Origin of the sequence: Glycomyces endophyticus, from assembly GCF_039531525.1 — a bacterium.
Classification (GTDB): domain Bacteria; phylum Actinomycetota; class Actinomycetes; order Mycobacteriales; family Micromonosporaceae; genus Glycomyces; species Glycomyces endophyticus.
This window is the reverse complement of record NZ_BAAAQF010000005.1, coordinates 473,456-489,494: the sequence shown is the minus strand read 5'-3', so window position 1 is coordinate 489,494 and position 16,039 is coordinate 473,456. Positions and strand designations below refer to the sequence as shown.

Here is a 16,039-nt window from a genome sequence, read left to right as displayed (position 1 = left end):
AGTGCGTCGGGGACGTGCGGTCCCCGACATATTTACTGCGCTCAATTCCGCCTATTGCACGCTATGCGGCGAGCGGTTGTGCGGAGGCCGCGACGGGCGCGGGGAGCGCCGTCTGGCCGCCGAGGTACCGGTGCGCGGCGGCGGCCGCGGCGCGGCCCTCCGCGATCGCCCACACGATGAGCGAGGCGCCCCGGTGGGCGTCGCCGGCGACGAACACGCCGGGCGCGTCCGTCTGCCAGTCCTCGCCGCAGTCGATCACGTTGCGCCGGGTCCGCTCGACGCCGAGCTGGCGCAGGAGCGGCTGGTCCTCGGTGCCGGCGAAGCCGATCGCCAGCAGCACCAGGTCCGCGGGCACGATCCGCTCGGTGCCGGGCACCGGGACGACGTCGCGGCGGCCCTGGGACTTGTCGACGGTGACCTCGGAGAGGCGCATCTGGCGGACGTGCCCGTGCTCGTCGCCGATGAACTCCGCGGCGGCGGAGCCGTAGTTGCGCTCCCCGCCCTCCTCGTGGGCCGGGTAGTTGCGGACGATGACGGGCCAGGTCGGCCACGGGTCCTTCCCGGCGTCCCGGTCGGACGGGGGCGTCGGGTACAGGTCGAGCTGGCGGACCGAGGCCGCGCCCTGCCGGTGGGCCACGCCCAGGCAGTCCGCGCCGGTGTCGCCGCCGCCGATGATGACCACGTGCTTGCCCTTGGCGTCGATCGGCGCGAACGGGGCCTTGCCCGCCGCGACCTGGTTGGCGCCCACGAGGTGCTCCATCGCCTGGTGGATGCCCGCGAGCTCCCGCCCGGCCTGGTCGGTCTCGCGCCCTTCGAGCGCGCCGACCGCGAGCACGACCGCGTCGTGGCGCTCGCGCAGGTCCTCGGCCGTGATGTCGACGCCGACGTTGACGTCGCACAGGAACTCGACGCCCTCGGCCTCCATCTGGGCCACGCGGCGGTCGATGTGGTGCTTCTCCAGCTTGAAGTCGGGGATGCCGTAGCGCAGGAGCCCGCCGGGAGCGTCGTCGCGCTCGTACACCGTCACCGAGTGGCCCGCGCGGGCCAGCTGCTGGGCGGCGGCCATGCCGGCCGGGCCCGAGCCGACGACCGCGACGGACTTGCCGGTCGCGAACGCGGCCGGGCGCGGCTCGACGTTGCCGTCGTCGAACGCCCGGTCGATGATCTCGACCTCGATGTTCTTGATGGTCACCGGGTCGTCGCCGATCCCGAGGACGCACGCGGCCTCGCACGGCGCCGGGCACAGCCGCCCGGTGAACTCCGGGAAGTTGTTCGTCGCGTGCAGCTGCTCGATCGCGGCGCCCCACCGGTCGGTGCGGGCCAGGTCGTTCCACTCGGGGATGCGGTTCCCCAGCGGGCAGCCGTTGTGGCAGAACGGGATGCCGCAGTCCATGCAGCGTGAGGCCTGGGCCGTCACGAGCTCCTTGGACGTGCGGGTGTACACCTCGCGGTTGTCGAGGATGCGCACCGGGATCGGGCGCTTCTTCGGCACCTCGCGGCGGTGCTCGAGGAATCCACTCGGGTCTGGCATCAGGCCTCCGTCTGGGCTTGCTGGAGGGCGAGAACGGCCTTGTACTCGCGCGGGATGACCTTGGTGAAGCCGCTGGCGGCCTTCGGCCAGTTGCCGAGCAGCTCCGCCGCGACCTCCGAGCCGGTGGCCCGGCCGTGGCGCAGCAGCAGCGAGTGGACCAGGTCGATGTCGGAGGCCGACAGCGGGTCGAGGTCCGCGAGCGCGGTGTTGGTGCGCGACTCGTCCAGGCGCCACACGTACGCGACGCCGCCGGACATGCCGGCCGCGAAGTTGCGGCCGGTCGGGCCGAGCACGAGGACGGTGCCGCCGGTCATGTACTCGCAGCCGTGGTCGCCCACGCCCTCGACGACGGCGACGGCCCCGGAGTTTCGGACGGCGAAGCGCTCGCCGACCTTCCCGCGGATGTACGCCTCGCCGGAGGTCGCCCCGTACAGGAGCGTGTTCCCGGCGATGACGTTGTCCTCGGCCTTGAACGGGGCCCCGGCGTCGGGCGTGAGCACGAGGCGCCCGCCCGAGAGGCCCTTGCCGACGTAGTCGTTGGCGTCGCCGACGAGCTTGAACGTGGCGCCCCGGGTGAGGAACGCGCCGAACGACTGGCCGGCGGTGCCGCGGAAGGTCACCTTGACCGCGTCGTCGGGTAGCCCCTCGCGGTGGGCGCGGGAGACGGCCGCGCCGACGAGGGCGCCGACGGAGCGGTCGGTGTTGCGGATCTCCAGCTCGGCCTCGACGCGCTCGCCCTGCTCGACCGCGGGGCGGACGAGGTCGACCAGGCGGGCGCCGAGCGTGTCGGCGACGCCGTGCTCCTGGACGGTGGCCTGCACGCGCGGGCCCGCGACCGGGGAGGCGATGACGTTCGACAGGTCCACGCGGGCGGCCTTGCGGCCGGGCGCGGGGATCTGCTGGAGCCGTTCGACGTTGCCGATGGCCTCGTCGAGGCTGCGGTAGCCGATCTCGGCGAGGATCTCGCGGACCTCCTCGGCGATGTAGCGGAAGAAGTTCTCCACGAACTCCGGCTCGCCGGTGTAGCGCTTGCGCAGGACCGGGTCCTGGGTGGCGACGCCGACGGGACAGGTGTCGAGGTGGCAGACGCGCATCATGACGCAGCCGGCGACGACGAGCGGGGCGGTGGCGAAGCCGAAGCCCTCCGCGCCGAGGAGCGCGGCGACGACGACGTCGCGGCCGGTCTTCATGGCGCCGTCCACTTCGAGCCGGACGCGGTCGCGCAGGCCGTTGCGGACGAGGGTCTGCTGCGCCTCGGCGAGCCCGATCTCCCACGGGGTGCCCGCGTGCTTGATCGAGTTGGCCGGGGACGCGCCGGTGCCGCCGTCGTAGCCGGAGATGAGGATGGTGTCGGCCTTGGCCTTGGACACGCCCGCGGCGACCGTGCCGACGCCGACCTCGGACACGAGCTTCACGTGGACCTCGGCATCGCCGCCGCCGGCGTGCTTGAGGTCGTGGATGAGCTGCGCGAGGTCCTCGATCGAGTAGATGTCGTGGTGCGGGGGCGGGCTGATGAGGCCCACGCCCGGGGTCGCGTTGCGGGTCTTGGCGATCCACGGGTGGACCTTGTTGCCGGGCAGCTGGCCGCCCTCGCCGGGCTTGGCGCCCTGCGCCATCTTGATCTGGATGGCGTCGGCGGTGGCGAGGTACTCGGAGGTGACGCCGAAGCGGCCCGAGGCGACCTGCTTGATCGCCGAGCGGCGCTCGGGGTCGTAGAGCCGGTCGACGTCCTCGCCGCCCTCGCCGGAGTTCGAGCGGCCGCCGAGGCGGTTCATCGCGATCGCGAGCGTCTCGTGCGACTCGGAGGAGAGCGCGCCGTAGGACATCGCGCCGGTGTGGAACCGCTTGACGATGGCCTCGACGGGCTCGACCTCGTCGAGCGGGACGGCCTCGCGGGCGTCGTCGAAGCCGAGCATGCCGCGGAGCAGCCCGGAGTCGGCGGCGATCGCGTCGACCTTGCCGGTGTAGCGCTTGAACACCTCGTACTGGCCCGAGCGGGTGGCGTGCTGGAGCAGGAACACCGTCTCGGGGTTGAACAGGTGGACCTCGCCCTCGCGGCGCCACTGGTAGTCGCCGCCCGGGGGCAGCGGCTCGGAGGTCTCGACGGTGCGCTCGTAGGCGGCGCGGTGGCGGGCGGCCACCTCCTTGGCGAGCGTCTGGAGGCCGATGCCGCCGATGGAGGAGTCGGTGCCGGTGAAGTAGCGGTCGACGAAGTCGGCGTCGAGGCCGACGGCCTCGAAGATCTGCGCGCCGGTGTAGGAGGCGATGGTGGAGATGCCGATCTTCGACATCACCTTGAGCACGCCCTTGCACAGCGCGGTGATGTAGTTCTCGATCGCCTGCGCGGGCTCGGCGTCGACGACGCCCTGCGCGCACAGCTCCTCGACGGAGTCGAACGCCAGGTACGGGTTGATCGCGGCGGCGCCGTAGCCGAGGAGGACCGCGGCGTGGTGCACCTCGCGGCAGTCGCCGGTCTCGACCAGGAGCGCGACCTTCGTGCGGGTCTGCTCGCGCACGAGGTGCTGGTGCACCGCGGCGGTGAGCAGGAGCGACGGGATCGGCGCGAGGTCGGCGGTGGAGTCGCGGTCGGAGAGGACGAGGATGCGCACGCCGTCCTCGATGGCCTCGGAGACGTGGCGGCAGATCTCGACCAGGCGATCCTTCAGGCCCCGCGAGCCGTGGCGGGCCTTGTAGACCCCGGAGACGCGCACGGCCTGGAAGCCGGGCATGTCGCCGTCCTCGTCGATGTGGAGGATCTTCGCGAGCTCCTCGTTCGACAGGATCGGGCGGGCGAGCTCGATCTGGCGGCACGAGTGCGGGCCGGGTTCGAGCAGGTTGCCCTCGGGGCCGACGGTGGTCCCGAGCGCGGTGACGAGCTTCTCGCGGATGGCGTCCAGCGGCGGGTTGGTGACCTGCGCGAACAGCTGCGTGAAGTAGTCGAACAGGAGCTTCGGGCGCTTCGAGAGCCCGGCGATGGGGGTGTCGGAGCCCATGGAGACCAGCGGCTCCTCGCCGTTGGCGGCCATGGGGGCGAGGAACATGCGCAGCTCCTCGTCGGTGTACCCGAAGGTGAGCTGGCGGCGGCGCACGGACTCGGCGTCGTAGGTGCGGGCCTTGCGCTCGGGCAGCTCCTCGAGGCGGATGAGCCCGGCGTGGAGCCAGTCCCCGTAGGGGTGCTCCTTCGCCAGCGCGTCCTTGACCTCTTCGTCGTCGACGATGCGGCCGGCCTCGGTGTCGACCAGGAACATGCGGCCCGGCTCGAGGCGGCCCTTCTGGGCGACCTTCGCGGGGTCGATGTCGACGACGCCGGCCTCGGAGGCGAGCACGACGAGGTCGTCGGTGGTGCGCCACCAGCGGGCGGGGCGCAGGCCGTTGCGGTCGAGGACCGCGCCGATCTGGGCGCCGTCGGTGAAGCAGACCGCGGCGGGTCCGTCCCAGGGCTCCATGATCGAGGCGTGGTAGCGGTAGAAGTCGCGGCGCTTGGGGTCCATGGTCGCGTTGTGCTCCCACGCCTCCGGCACCATCATGAGCATCGCGTGGGGCAGGCTGCGCCCGCCCAGGTGCAGGAGCTCGACGACCTCGTCGAAGTTGAGGGAGTCGGAGCCGCCGGGCGTGTTGATCGGGAACAGGCGGCGCAGGCGGCCGGGCAGGGCCGCGGTCGCGAGCTCGGCCTGGCGGGCGGTCATCCAGTTGCGGTTGCCGCGGATCGTGTTGATCTCGCCGTTGTGCGCGACCATCCGGAACGGGTGGGCGAGCGGCCACGACGGGAACGTGTTGGTGGAGAACCGGGAGTGGACCAGCGCGATGGCGGAGGCCAGGCGCTCGTCGGCGAGCTCGGGGTAGAACTGCGGCACCTGCGCGGGCGTGAGCATGCCCTTGTACACGACGGTGCGGCCCGAGAGGCTGACGATCGCGGCGCCGCCGAGGTGGCGCTCGCGCATCTCGCGCTCGGCCTGCTTGCGGACGCAGAACGCGAGGCGGTCGAGCTCGATCCCGGAGGCGGCGGCGTCCTCGGCGGCGAGGAACACCTGGGAGACGCGGGGCTTGGAGGCCAGGGCGGCGGCGCCGAGGCCGGAGGCGTCGGTGGGCACGTCGCGCCAGCCGAGGACGCGGCAGCCCTCGGCGACGGCGTACTTCTCGACGATCGCGCGGGCGCGCAGGGTCTCGTCGTCGCCCTCGGGCGTGAAGACGAGGCCGGCGGCGTAGTGGCCCGCGGCGGGGAGGGTGAAGTCGACGGCGTCGCGGTAGAAGGCGTCCGGGATCTGGAGCATGATGCCCGCGCCGTCGCCCGAGTCGGGGTCGGGGGCGGTCGCGCCTCGGTGCTCCATGCGCACGAGCGCGGAGAGTCCCCGCTCGATGACGTCGTGGGCGGCCCGGCCTTGCATGTCCGCGACGAAGGCGACGCCGCAGGCGTCGTGTTCCCAGGCGGGGCGGTAAAGACCGGGTTCGGTGTGCAGGGCAGAAACCAACCGTGGCCTCCTTCGTCGTCGAGCGCTCGCAGCAGCAGGTGGGGGCGCTGGAGCACAGCGGTGTGTCATACGGGACGACGTCGGCCCGAGAGAATGCAAAGTGTCAGGCGAGTGTAATGCATCGCTCATCTGGCGGACACCATCGTCCTACGATCCGAGCAGGTCGCGCGGTTTTTCTGAACGAGTACTCAGGTATCGCGCAATCGGCGTGTAATGAGGGTGTAACAGCGGCTCGGACGAGGGCCGGGCCGTGCGGGCCGGTGGATACGGGTGGTTAGAGTGATCCCATATCGCACGGTGCCCATCCCGTGCAAGCACCCCTCGCCAAGAATACGTTCGCAAGGAGTCGTTCACCAATGACCTATCCCCCGCCCCCTGGCTACGGACAGCAGCCGCAGCAGCCGGGCTACCCGCAGCAGCAGCCGGGCGGGTACGCCCCTCAGCCGCAGCAGCCCGGTTACGGGCAGCCCTCGCAGCCGCCCGGCTACGGCCAGCAGCCCGGCTACCCGCCGCCCCCCGGCACCCCCGGCGGCCCCTACGGCGCGCCCCCGCCGATCCCGCCCTCGGGCGGCGGCGGCGGTGGCGGCCTCGTCTGGAAGATCGTGCCCGCGATCCTGGTCGTCGTCGGCCTGGGCATCTGGTTCCTCATCCGGTTCGTCGCAAACGACGGCGACGTCGGCAACGCGCTCGACGACATGTCGGACTCCGACACGTCGGCGTCGGTCGCCGAGGGCGACTGCCTCATCGAGGACCTGAACTCGACCACGACCTCCACCGACACCGACCCGACCGCGGGCCTCACCGCCGGCTGCGACGCCGCCGAGGCGTACTGGACGGTCAACAAGGTCGTCGACGACCCCGACCTGCGCGCCGACTCGCTCGGTGAGCTCGAGGACTACGTCGGCGTCGAGACCGAGTGCGGCGCCGTGGCGCTGCGCGGCGCGTTCGGCGAGGTCTGGCAGTCGTACTTCTACGTGTACGACTGGGACGGCGGCAAGGTCGACTACCTGCTGTGCCTGACCGCGATCGAGAAGGAGAACGCCGACGGCGCGCTCCCGGTCACCCCGAACACCGGCGACTGCACCGACGCCAACGGCCTCAAGATCGACTGCGCCGCCCCCGGCGCGGTCTACATCGTCGAAGAGACCGAGACCTACGACCCGCCGGTCGAAGAGGCCGCGTGGGACTACAGCACCGCGCTCGCCGGCTGCCCGAACTCGGGCTACTACGCCACGTCGCTGATCGGCGGCGACGGGCTCGTCTGGGGCGCCTACTGCTCCAGCGACAACGTCTAGCGACGACTGCGTTCAGGGCCGCTCCCGCACCGCGGGGGCGGCCCTCCGCGTTCGCGGCGGAGGGCGCGCTCGCGGGGGCGCAATATGATGGTGGGGAACCGCCCCGAGTACGGCCACCCGACGGAGAGCCGCCATGACCTACCCGCCCCCGAACCCCTTCGACCCGCAGCAGCAGCCGGGCTACGGCCAGCCCTCCGCGCCCCAGCACTACACCACCGACGCCGACCCGTACTCCCGCCCGGACACGTACGGACCCGGCACCGGCTACGGGAACCCGCCGCTGAACGTCCACCCCGGCTCCGCCCCGCCGGGGATGCCCTACTCCCCCGCCTCGCCCGGCTACGTGCCCGGTCAGCCCGCGGCGCCGCGGCCCCAGGGCTTCCAGCCGCCTCCGCCGCCCGGCGGGGCGTTCCAGCCCGGCCAGGCCGCGCCCCCGCCCCCGCGCAGCGGCGGCAACACCACCCTGATCGTCAGCCTCGTCGCCGTGGTCCTGGTCGTCGCCATCGGCGGCACCTTCCTCGCCCTCAACCTGGGCGGCGAGGAGGAGGACCCGGTCGCGCAGGAGACGTCCGAGGCCGCCGAGGAGGAGACGACCGAAGCCGCCGAGGAGACCACCGCGGCCGAACCCTCTGAAGAGGCCACCACCGAGGCCGAGTCGTCCTACCGCGTGCCCGTCGAGGGCGAGTGCATCGAGAACGTCACCACCGGCTTCTACGTCGTGGACTGCACCTCCGCCGACGCGTACTGGTACGTCGTCCACATCGCGCAGAGCCCCGCGGACTCCGACCCGTCCGACCCGTTCCACGCCGTGGCCGCCGCCGACGCCTGCGACGGGTACGAGTGGACGCAGTACTACTACACCGACACCGCGATCGCCGCGAGCCGCGACTGGGACCCCGAGATCGACTCGATCACCGCGATCTACTGCGTCCGCGAGGTGGAGTAGCCCACGGCCCCAAGGAAGGCGCTGTGGTGAGGTCCGAGCGCTAGGATCGGCGCATGGCCCTCACGACCCTCGACGTCGACCGCTTCGAAGCCGCCAGGCCCCGCCTGGCGGCCATCGCCTACCGGATGCTGGGCTCCGCCGGGGAGGCCGAGGACGCGGTGCAGGAGGCGTTCCTGCGCTGGCAGGCCGCCGACGTCGGGCGCATCGAGGTCCCCGAGGCGTGGCTGACGAAGGTCCTCACGAACCTGTGCCTGAACCAGCTGACGTCGGCGCGGGCGCGGCGCGAGACGTACGTCGGCGAGTGGCTGCCCGAGCCGCTCCTGGGCGGCGACCCGATGCTCGGCCCGGCCGACACCGCCGAGCAGCGCGAGTCGGTGTCCCTCGCCGTCCTCGCGCTCATGGAGCGCCTGACCCCGAACGAGCGCGCCGTCTACGTGCTGCGCGAGGCCTTCGACTACCCGCACAAGGAGATCGCCGAGATCCTCGACATCACCCCGGCGTCGAGCCAGCAGATCTTCCACCGCGCCAAGGGGCACGTCGCCGAGGGCCGGGCCCGCACCGAGATCGACGAGGCCGCGGCCCGGCGCGTCGTCGAGGAGTTCCTCGCGGCCGCCACCGGCGGCTCCGTCGCGCCCCTGGTCGAGCTGCTCACCGGCGACGCCGTGGCGATCGGCGACGGCGGCGGCAAGGTCCCGGCCAAGGCCACCCCGTACGCGGGCGCGACCGCCGTCGCGAAGTTCCTGTGGGGCCTGTTCCGGCCCGCGCAGGCCAAGCGGAAGATCCTCGGCGGCTCCCCGCAGGTGTACGCGTGGACGGCGAACGGCGAGCCCGCGGCGATCGCGGTCCTCGACGGGCGCGTCGTCGGCGTCATGAGCCTGGAGGTCGGCGCCGACGGCATCACCGCGTTCCGCAGCCAGGTCAACCCCGACAAGCTCGCGCGCGCGACGGCCCTGTGGGCGACCCTCGACCACGGCGAACCCCTCGTCGAGCAGGCCTTCTAGCCCCGTCCGACGCCATGTGGCGTGCTTCATAGTCGAACCCTGTCAGCTTTCGCGGCCCTGTTCGGTTCAGGTCGCGAACACGAAGCAGACAGGAGCGAGACCATGCAGCACCGCATCATCGTCCTCGGCGCCGGCTACACCGGCGCCTTCGCCGCCGGCCGCCTCGCGAAGCGGCTGCACCCCGACGACGTGCAGATCACCCTCGTCAACGCCGAGGCCGACTTCGTCGAGCGCGTCCGCCTGCACCAGGTCGCGGCCGGCCAGGACCTGAAGCCCCGGCCCTTCGCCGAGATGTTCGCCGGCACCGGCGTCGAACTCAGGTTCGCGAAGGTCACCGCCGTGGACGCCGACGCCAAGACCGTCGCCGTCACCGGCGCGACCGGCCCCGAGACCCTCGCATACGACACGCTCGTCTACGCCCTCGGCAGCGGTTGGACCGACCAGGGCGTCCCCGGCGTCGCCGAGCACGCCCACGAGGTCGCCAGCCGCCCCGGCGCCCTGCGGCTGCGGGACCGCCTGGCCCGCATGGACGCCGGCCAGACCGTGACCGTCGTCGGCGGCGGCCTCACCGGCGTCGAGGCGGCCACCGAGTTCGCCGAGGCCCGGCCCGACCTGCACGTCGCACTCGTCGCCCGCGGCGGCCTCGGCGACTGGGTCTCGCCGAAGGCCCAGGAGCACCTGCGAAAGGTCTTCGGAGGGCTCGGCATCACCGTGCACGAGCACACCGACGTCGTCGAGGTCCGCGCCGACGCCCTCGTCACCGCCGACGGCCGGACGCTCCCGACCGCGGCCACGGTGTGGACCACCGGCTTCGCCGTCCATCCCGTCGCCGCCGCCGCGGCCCTGGAGACCACCGACCGCGGCCAGATCGTCGTCGACCGCGACCTGGCCTCGGTCTCGCACCCCGACGTGTACGCCGTCGGCGACGCCGCCTACGCCATCGGCGACTCCGGCAGCCCGCTGCGCATGTCCTGCGCCTCGGGCATCCCCACGGCCCAAGTCGCCGCCGACGCGATCGTCGCCCGCCTCACCGGCGCCAAGGCCGGCCGAGTCCCGCTCGGATACGTCCAGCAGTGCGTCAGCCTCGGCCGCGGCGAGGGCCTCATCCAGTTCGTCACCGCCGACGACGAGGCCCGCTCCGGCTCACTCCGCGGCCGCTTCGCCGCCCGCTACAAGGAGCTCATCTGCAAGGGCGCCGCCTGGGGCGTCGCCAACCCGACCTACGGCCTCCCGGCCCGCCGCCGCCGGCTCGCCCCGGCCGCCGCGACCACCGGCAGCACCGTCAAGGCCCTGGCCTGATTCCCTCCCCGGGGCCGGGCGGCTCGGACCGCCCGGCCCCACTCCCCCGATCACACGCACACACCCAATGCAAAGGAACATCGCCATGAGCAAGGTCTGGTTCATCACCGGTTCGTCCCGCGGGCTCGGCCGGGAGTTCGCCGAAGCCGCCCTCGGCCGCGGCGACCGCGTCGCCGCCACCGCGCGGAGCACCGAGGGCTTCGGCGAGCTCGCCGAGAAGTACGGCGACGCGATCCTGCCGCTCGCCGTGGACGTCACCGACCGGGCCGCGGTGGACGCGGCCGTCGAAGCGGCCGTCGCGCACTTCGGCCGCCTCGACGTCGTCGTCAACAACGCCGGTTTCGCGCAGGTCGGCGCCGTCGAGGAACTGTCCGAGGCGGAGCTGCGCGGCGAGATGGAGACCAACTTCTACGGCGCCGTCTGGGTCGTCCAGGCCGTCCTCCCCCACCTGCGGGCCCAGGGCTCGGGCCACATCGTGCAGCTGTCCTCCGCGGCGGGCCTCATCGCGATGCCGCTCGGCGGCGCCTACCACGCTTCGAAATGGGCCCTGGAAGGCCTGAACGAGGCCCTCGCGGGCGAGGTCGCCTCCTTCGGCATCAAGGTGACCATCGTCGAGCCCGGCGGCTTCGCCACCCGGAAGGGCAAGAACCCCGACCCCCTCGACAACGGCCACATGTCCGCCGCGCACCCCGCCTACGTACCGCTGCGCGAGAAGCTCGCCGAGGCCGTCAAGGGCCAGCCCGCGGGCGACCCGGCCGCCTCCGCCCGCGCGATGCTCAAACTCGTCGACCTCGATCGCCCGCCGCTGCGCGTGCTGTGGGGGCTGGGCTTCTACCCGCTCCTCCAGAAGGCCTACGGCGAACGCCTCCAGAACTGGGCCGACTGGCAGGACCTGTCCCTGGAAGCCCAGGGCGACCTGACCGCCACGGCCTGATCGAACGCTGAGGCGGGCACCCTCGCGGGTGCCCGCCTCAGCGCCTCGCAAGGACATGTACGACAGTCGTGTGTGAACCCCGTCGCTTACGTGAAACGCCAACGGGTTACGTGTTTGGAAGCCGTCACCAGTAGTGCCTAGCCTTCCCCTCGTGACCACTCACATTCACGACAACCCGTTGAAGCTCTGCAGAAGCAAGCCTCAATTCGCGGTCGAACTCGTCCGCGACATCCTCGATCTACCCATCCCCGAACACGACCGAGTCCTGCCCTACTCCGAATCCGCGACCGACATCGAGGTGCGCGACCTGAACGCCGACAACGTCGTGGTCTGCCACAAGGATGGCGAGGCGCGACTCGGCATCATCGTCGAGGTCCAGCGCGGGAAGGACGAGGACAAGCGGTATTCCTGGCCGGCGTACCAGGCCAACATCCGCCACCGCATTCAAGCTCCGGTCCTACTGATCGTGGTCTGCCCCAGACCAGCGGTGGCGAAGTGGGCGAGCGAACCGATCGATACCGGACAACCCGGCAGCGATTTCCAGATGCTCGTGCTCGGCAGCGCCAACTATCCGAAACTCACGGAGCCCTCGGGAACGGGGGACCTCGCCGAGCAGATGGTTCTCGGTACCCTCGTCCACGAGCACGCGGACGACATCGAACACCTGCTCATCGCCGCGACCGCCGAGCTCGCGCCGCTCCCGGTCGAAACGGCCAGACGATACACTCAATACATGTTGGGGCAGCTCAGCGAGCATCCCCGCGCGATCCTGGAGGCCCTGATGCAGCAAGAGACGTACCCGTACCAGAGCAAGCTCCTGGCCGAGACCGAAGCCAAAGGCAAGGCGGTAGGAGAATCGAACGCGCTGCTCATCGTCCTTGAATCGCGCGGTCTGCTCATCACCGAGGACCAGCGCCGCAGGATCGAGGGCTGCCAGGACCTCAACGAGCTGAACTCCTGGCTCAAGCTCGCGGCGACCGCGCCGTCCGTCAAGGCCATCATCGGGTGAGAGACAGGCGAGGCAGCGGCTGAACAAGGCGGGCGCCCCTCGGGGCGCCCGCTTCGTGCTATGCCGAGACGATCCTCGGGTGCAGGTCCTCTTCGGGCGGGATCCAGGCGTCGACGTCGACCGTCACCTGGTCTCCGGAGCGGATGTCCTTCATCTGCGTGCCCTCCTCGTTGGTGAAGAGCACGAACGGGATGCCGCGCTTGTCGGCGAACTTGATCTGCTTGCCGAACTTCGCCGCCGAGGGCGAGACCTGCGCGGGGATGCCGCGGGCGCGGAGGCGCTGCGCCAGCGCGGTCGCCTCGGTGCGCTCGTCCTCGTTCGCGAGGGCCACCAGGACGCAGGTGGGGACCTCGCGGGTGGCGTCGAGGCGCCCGGCCTGGAGCAGGGGCACGAGCAGGCGCGAGACGCCGATCGAGAGGCCCACGCCGGGGTAGGTGTTCTTGCCGTCGGAGGCGAGCGTGTCGTAGCGACCGCCCGAGCACACCGAGCCGAGGTGCTCCTCGCCCTCGATGAACACCTCGTAGACGGTGCCGGTGTAGTAGTCGAGGCCGCGGGCGATCTTCATGTCGGCGACGACGAAGCCGGGCGCGGCGGTCGCGGCGGCCTCGACGACGGCGGCCAGTTCGGCCAGGCCCTCGTCCAGGAGCGGGTCGGCGACGCCGAGGGCGCGGATCTCGTCGACGAACGAGGCGTCCTCGGTGCGGATCGCGGCGAGCTTCAGGCAGGCCTCGGCCTGCTCGGGGGTCGCGTCGACGCCGTCGACGAGGAGCTTCGCGGTCGCGTCGGGCCCGATCTTGTCGAGCTTGTCGACGATCCGCAGCGCCTCCTCGGTGTCGGCGATGCCGAGGCCCTGGTAGAAGCCCTGGGAGAGCTTGCGGTTGTTGACGTGCATGCGGACCTTCGGGATCGGCAGGTCCTTGAGGGCGTCGGCGACGACGAGCGCCACCTCCACCTCGTAGTGCGCGGGCAGCTGGCCCTGGTCGACGATGTCGATGTCGGCCTGCCAGAACTCGCGGTAGCGCCCGCCCTGGGGGCGCTCGCCGCGCCAGACCGGCTGGATCTGGTAGCGGCGGAACGGGAAGTTGAGCTTCCCGGCGTGCTCCAGGACGTACCGCGCGAACGGGACGGTCAGGTCGAAGTGCAGGCCGAGTTCGGCGTCGCTCGTGTCGCGCTCGTCGGCCTGGAGGCGGCGCAGGACGTAGACCTCCTTGGAGGTCTCGCCCTTGCGCAGCAGCTGGTCCATGGGCTCGACGGCGCGGGTCTGGAGGTTCGCGAAGCCGTGGAGCTCGAAGGCGCGGCGGAGGTGGTCGACGACCTGCTGCTCGACGATCCGCTGCCGGGGCAGCAGTTCGGGGAAGCCCGAGAGCGGCTGGGGTCGTGACATGGGTGTCTCCTCGTGGATGTCGATCGGTCGGCGGGCGGCGGGGCGGCGCGCCTAATGATGCTCCGCGGCCCGCTTCAGGTACGGGTTGCGGGCGCGCTCGGCCGCGATCGTGGTGGCCGGGCCGTGCCCGGGGAGGACGACGACGCCGTCGTCGAGCGGGAGGACCTTCGTGCGCAGCGTCTCCTGCATGGCGGCGTCGGAGCCGCCGGGCAGGTCGGTGCGGCCGATCGCGCCGCGGAAGAGGACGTCGCCGGTGAGCGTGTAGGCGGCCTCGTCGCCGCTGGTGTGGAACATGGCGGAGCCGGCGGTGTGGCCGGGCGCGTGGTCGACGGTGAAGCGCATCCCGGCGAGTTCGACGACGCCGCCGTCGGCGAGGATCTGCACGTCGTCGGGTTCGGTCCAGTCCAGGCCGGTGCCGACGAGCGACATCATGTTCGCGCTGAAGCCCGCGGCGGGGTCGGCGAGCAGGTGGGCGTCGGCGGCGTGGATGTAGGCGGGGACGTCGTTCGCGCCGCACACCGGGGTCACCGAGAACGTGTGGTCGAGGTGCCCGTGGGTGAGGACGACGGCGACGGGCTTGAGGCCGCGCTCGCCGAGCAGGGCGTCGAGGCGCGGGGCGATGCCGATGCCCGGGTCAACGACCACGCATTCCGCGCCGGGACCGGACGACAGCACGTAGCAGTTCGTGCCGAACGCATCCGCCACCAGCGTCTCGATGAGCACCCGCTCTCCCCCTCCGTCGCGGGTCAGGATACACCGGGCATCCTGCGGTGACGCGCCTGACTTGACCCGGTTAGACTGCGGAACTCGTAACCCCCAACACAAGCGAACGTCATGAGGAGTCCAGGTGCCCGCGAAGTCCAAGCACATGGAGCAGCGCAAGCAGCGCATCGCGAACGCGAAGAAGAACGCGCGCCTCGCGGGCAAGCTGCGCAGGCGCCGCCAGCTCCAGGCGCTGGGCGGACTCCTCGCCGTGGCCGCCGTGCTGACCCTGGCCTACCTGTGGCAGGACGGGTTCTTCAAGGACGAGGAGCCGGTCGAGGACGTGCCGACCGCGGAGGTCACCGAGTCGGTGGACCCGCTCGCGACCGACCCGGCCGCCACCGATGCGGCGACCGACGCGGCCACTGACGGCGCGACCGAGAGCCCCGCGGCCGACGAGTCCCCCACCGATACCGAGACCGAGTAACACACCCCCAACCGCGCGAAGGAGAACCGACGGTGGCGTCGAAACAGGCACAGCGACTGGCGGCCCGCCAGCAGTTGCAGCAGCGCATGGCCGTCAAGGCCGAGGAGGAGCGCCACAAGCGCACCGTCGCCTGGAGCGTCGGGGGCGTCGCCGCCCTCGTGGCCCTGGTCCTCCTGGCGTGGGGGGCGTTCGCCTGGCTCGGCGGCGACGACGAGGGCGGCTCCTCCGCCGACCCGGACGTGCGGCAGCTCGTCGCGGACGCCGAGGCCGCCTCGACCCGCTGCGACGGGATCGAGCCCAGCGGCGAGGGCGCCACCGGCACCGCGACCGAGGGCCTCACCGACGGCCGCCCGGTCCAGGACGTCTACCTGGAGTGCCTGCAGATGAGCACCCCGGACGCCTCCGCGACCGAGGCGTGCATGTTCACCTCCATGGACGGCACCAGCCCGGTCCCGCTCTCGACCCAGCCCGCGGCCGGGACGCAGGAGATGACCATCGTGACCAACCTCGGCGTCATCACCGCCGACATCGACACCGCCGGCGCCCCGTGCACCGCCGGGTCCTACACGTACCTCGCCCAGGACGGCTACTTCGACGGCCAGCAGTGCCACCGCCTGACCACCGACGGCATCTGGGTGCTCCAGTGCGGCGACCCCGACGCGCGCGCCGCGATCGAGGCCGGCACGCCCGAGATGGCCGGCGCGGGCTCCCCGGGCTACCAGTACGGCGAGGAGAACACCCCGGTCGAGGCCGAGGCGAACTACCCGGCGGGGACCATCGCGATGGCCAACGCCGGCGCCGGCACCACCGGCAGCCAGTTCTTCATCGTCTACGAGGACACCACGCTCCCCGCGGACTACACGATCCTCGGCCAGATCACCTCCGGCCTGGACATCGTCGAGCAGGTCGCCGCCGCGGGCGTCATGTGATCGAGTCGCGGGCGCGGTCCGGGCCGCGGTGGCGGTCCGGGCTGCGGCCCGCG

At 72.0% G+C, this 16,039-nt stretch carries 12 protein-coding genes; 8 read left to right on the top strand and 4 right to left on the bottom strand.

Annotated elements, in window-relative coordinates; all coding sequences use genetic code 11:
• Positions 1 to 61: 61 nt before the first annotated feature.
• Both ABD419_RS08995 and gltB read right to left on the bottom strand, forming a co-directional pair.
• Positions 62 to 1,531: a glutamate synthase subunit beta gene (locus tag ABD419_RS08995; RefSeq protein WP_344484705.1), complete on the bottom strand. Its 1,470-nt coding sequence runs from the start codon at positions 1,529 to 1,531 to the stop codon at positions 62 to 64.
• Positions 1,531 to 6,069: a glutamate synthase large subunit gene (gene gltB / locus ABD419_RS08990; protein WP_425555980.1), complete on the bottom strand. Its 4,539-nt coding sequence runs from the start codon at positions 6,067 to 6,069 to the stop codon at positions 1,531 to 1,533. The genes ABD419_RS08995 and gltB overlap by 1 nt, the downstream gene beginning before the upstream one ends.
• A 287-nt stretch (positions 6,070 to 6,356) precedes the next feature.
• On the opposite strand from gltB, the gene ABD419_RS08985 reads away from it, so the two are divergent.
• From ABD419_RS08985 to ABD419_RS08960, 6 genes are all read left to right on the top strand, one after another.
• Positions 6,357 to 7,295: a hypothetical protein gene (locus ABD419_RS08985; protein ID WP_344484699.1), complete on the top strand. Its 939-nt coding sequence runs from the start codon at positions 6,357 to 6,359 to the stop codon at positions 7,293 to 7,295.
• Positions 7,296 to 7,428: 133 nt separating this feature from the next.
• Complete coding sequence (locus ABD419_RS08980; protein ID WP_344484696.1) at positions 7,429 to 8,241, top strand: hypothetical protein; 813 nt, start codon at positions 7,429 to 7,431, stop codon at positions 8,239 to 8,241.
• Between the two features lie 53 nt (positions 8,242 to 8,294).
• Entirely contained in the window at positions 8,295 to 9,242 is a 948-nt protein-coding gene (sigJ, locus tag ABD419_RS08975; protein ID WP_344484693.1) for an RNA polymerase sigma factor SigJ, read from the top strand.
• A 102-nt stretch (positions 9,243 to 9,344) separates the two neighbouring features.
• On the top strand, positions 9,345 to 10,541 hold the full coding sequence (locus ABD419_RS08970; RefSeq protein ID WP_344484690.1) for an NAD(P)/FAD-dependent oxidoreductase: 1,197 nt from the start codon (positions 9,345 to 9,347) through the stop codon (positions 10,539 to 10,541).
• An 85-nt stretch (positions 10,542 to 10,626) separates the two neighbouring features.
• Complete coding sequence (locus ABD419_RS08965) at positions 10,627 to 11,475, top strand: SDR family NAD(P)-dependent oxidoreductase (RefSeq protein ID WP_344484687.1); 849 nt, start codon at positions 10,627 to 10,629, stop codon at positions 11,473 to 11,475.
• Between the two features lie 151 nt (positions 11,476 to 11,626).
• The gene (locus ABD419_RS08960; protein WP_344484684.1) at positions 11,627 to 12,484 is read left to right on the top strand and encodes a hypothetical protein; all 858 of its coding nucleotides are present in this window, start codon (positions 11,627 to 11,629) and stop codon (positions 12,482 to 12,484) included.
• Positions 12,485 to 12,542: 58 nt separating this feature from the next.
• Here the strand turns inward: ABD419_RS08960 and hisS are convergent, their stop codons facing one another.
• Together hisS and ABD419_RS08950 are read right to left on the bottom strand one after the other, a co-directional pair.
• A complete protein-coding gene (hisS, locus tag ABD419_RS08955) occupies positions 12,543 to 13,868 on the bottom strand; it encodes a histidine--tRNA ligase (protein ID WP_344484681.1) in 1,326 nt (441 codons plus the stop codon).
• 51 nt (positions 13,869 to 13,919) lie between these two features.
• Entirely contained in the window at positions 13,920 to 14,591 is a 672-nt protein-coding gene (locus ABD419_RS08950) for an MBL fold metallo-hydrolase (protein ID WP_344484678.1), read from the bottom strand.
• 124 nt (positions 14,592 to 14,715) lie between these two features.
• Here ABD419_RS08950 and ABD419_RS08945 point away from each other — a divergent pair, with 124 nt between their 5' ends.
• Together ABD419_RS08945 and ABD419_RS08940 are read left to right on the top strand one after the other, a co-directional pair.
• Positions 14,716 to 15,057: a hypothetical protein gene (locus ABD419_RS08945; protein WP_344484676.1), complete on the top strand. Its 342-nt coding sequence runs from the start codon at positions 14,716 to 14,718 to the stop codon at positions 15,055 to 15,057.
• Positions 15,058 to 15,089: 32 nt separating this feature from the next.
• A complete protein-coding gene (locus ABD419_RS08940; RefSeq protein WP_344484673.1) occupies positions 15,090 to 15,986 on the top strand; it encodes a peptidylprolyl isomerase in 897 nt (298 codons plus the stop codon).
• Positions 15,987 to 16,039 lie beyond the last annotated feature (53 nt).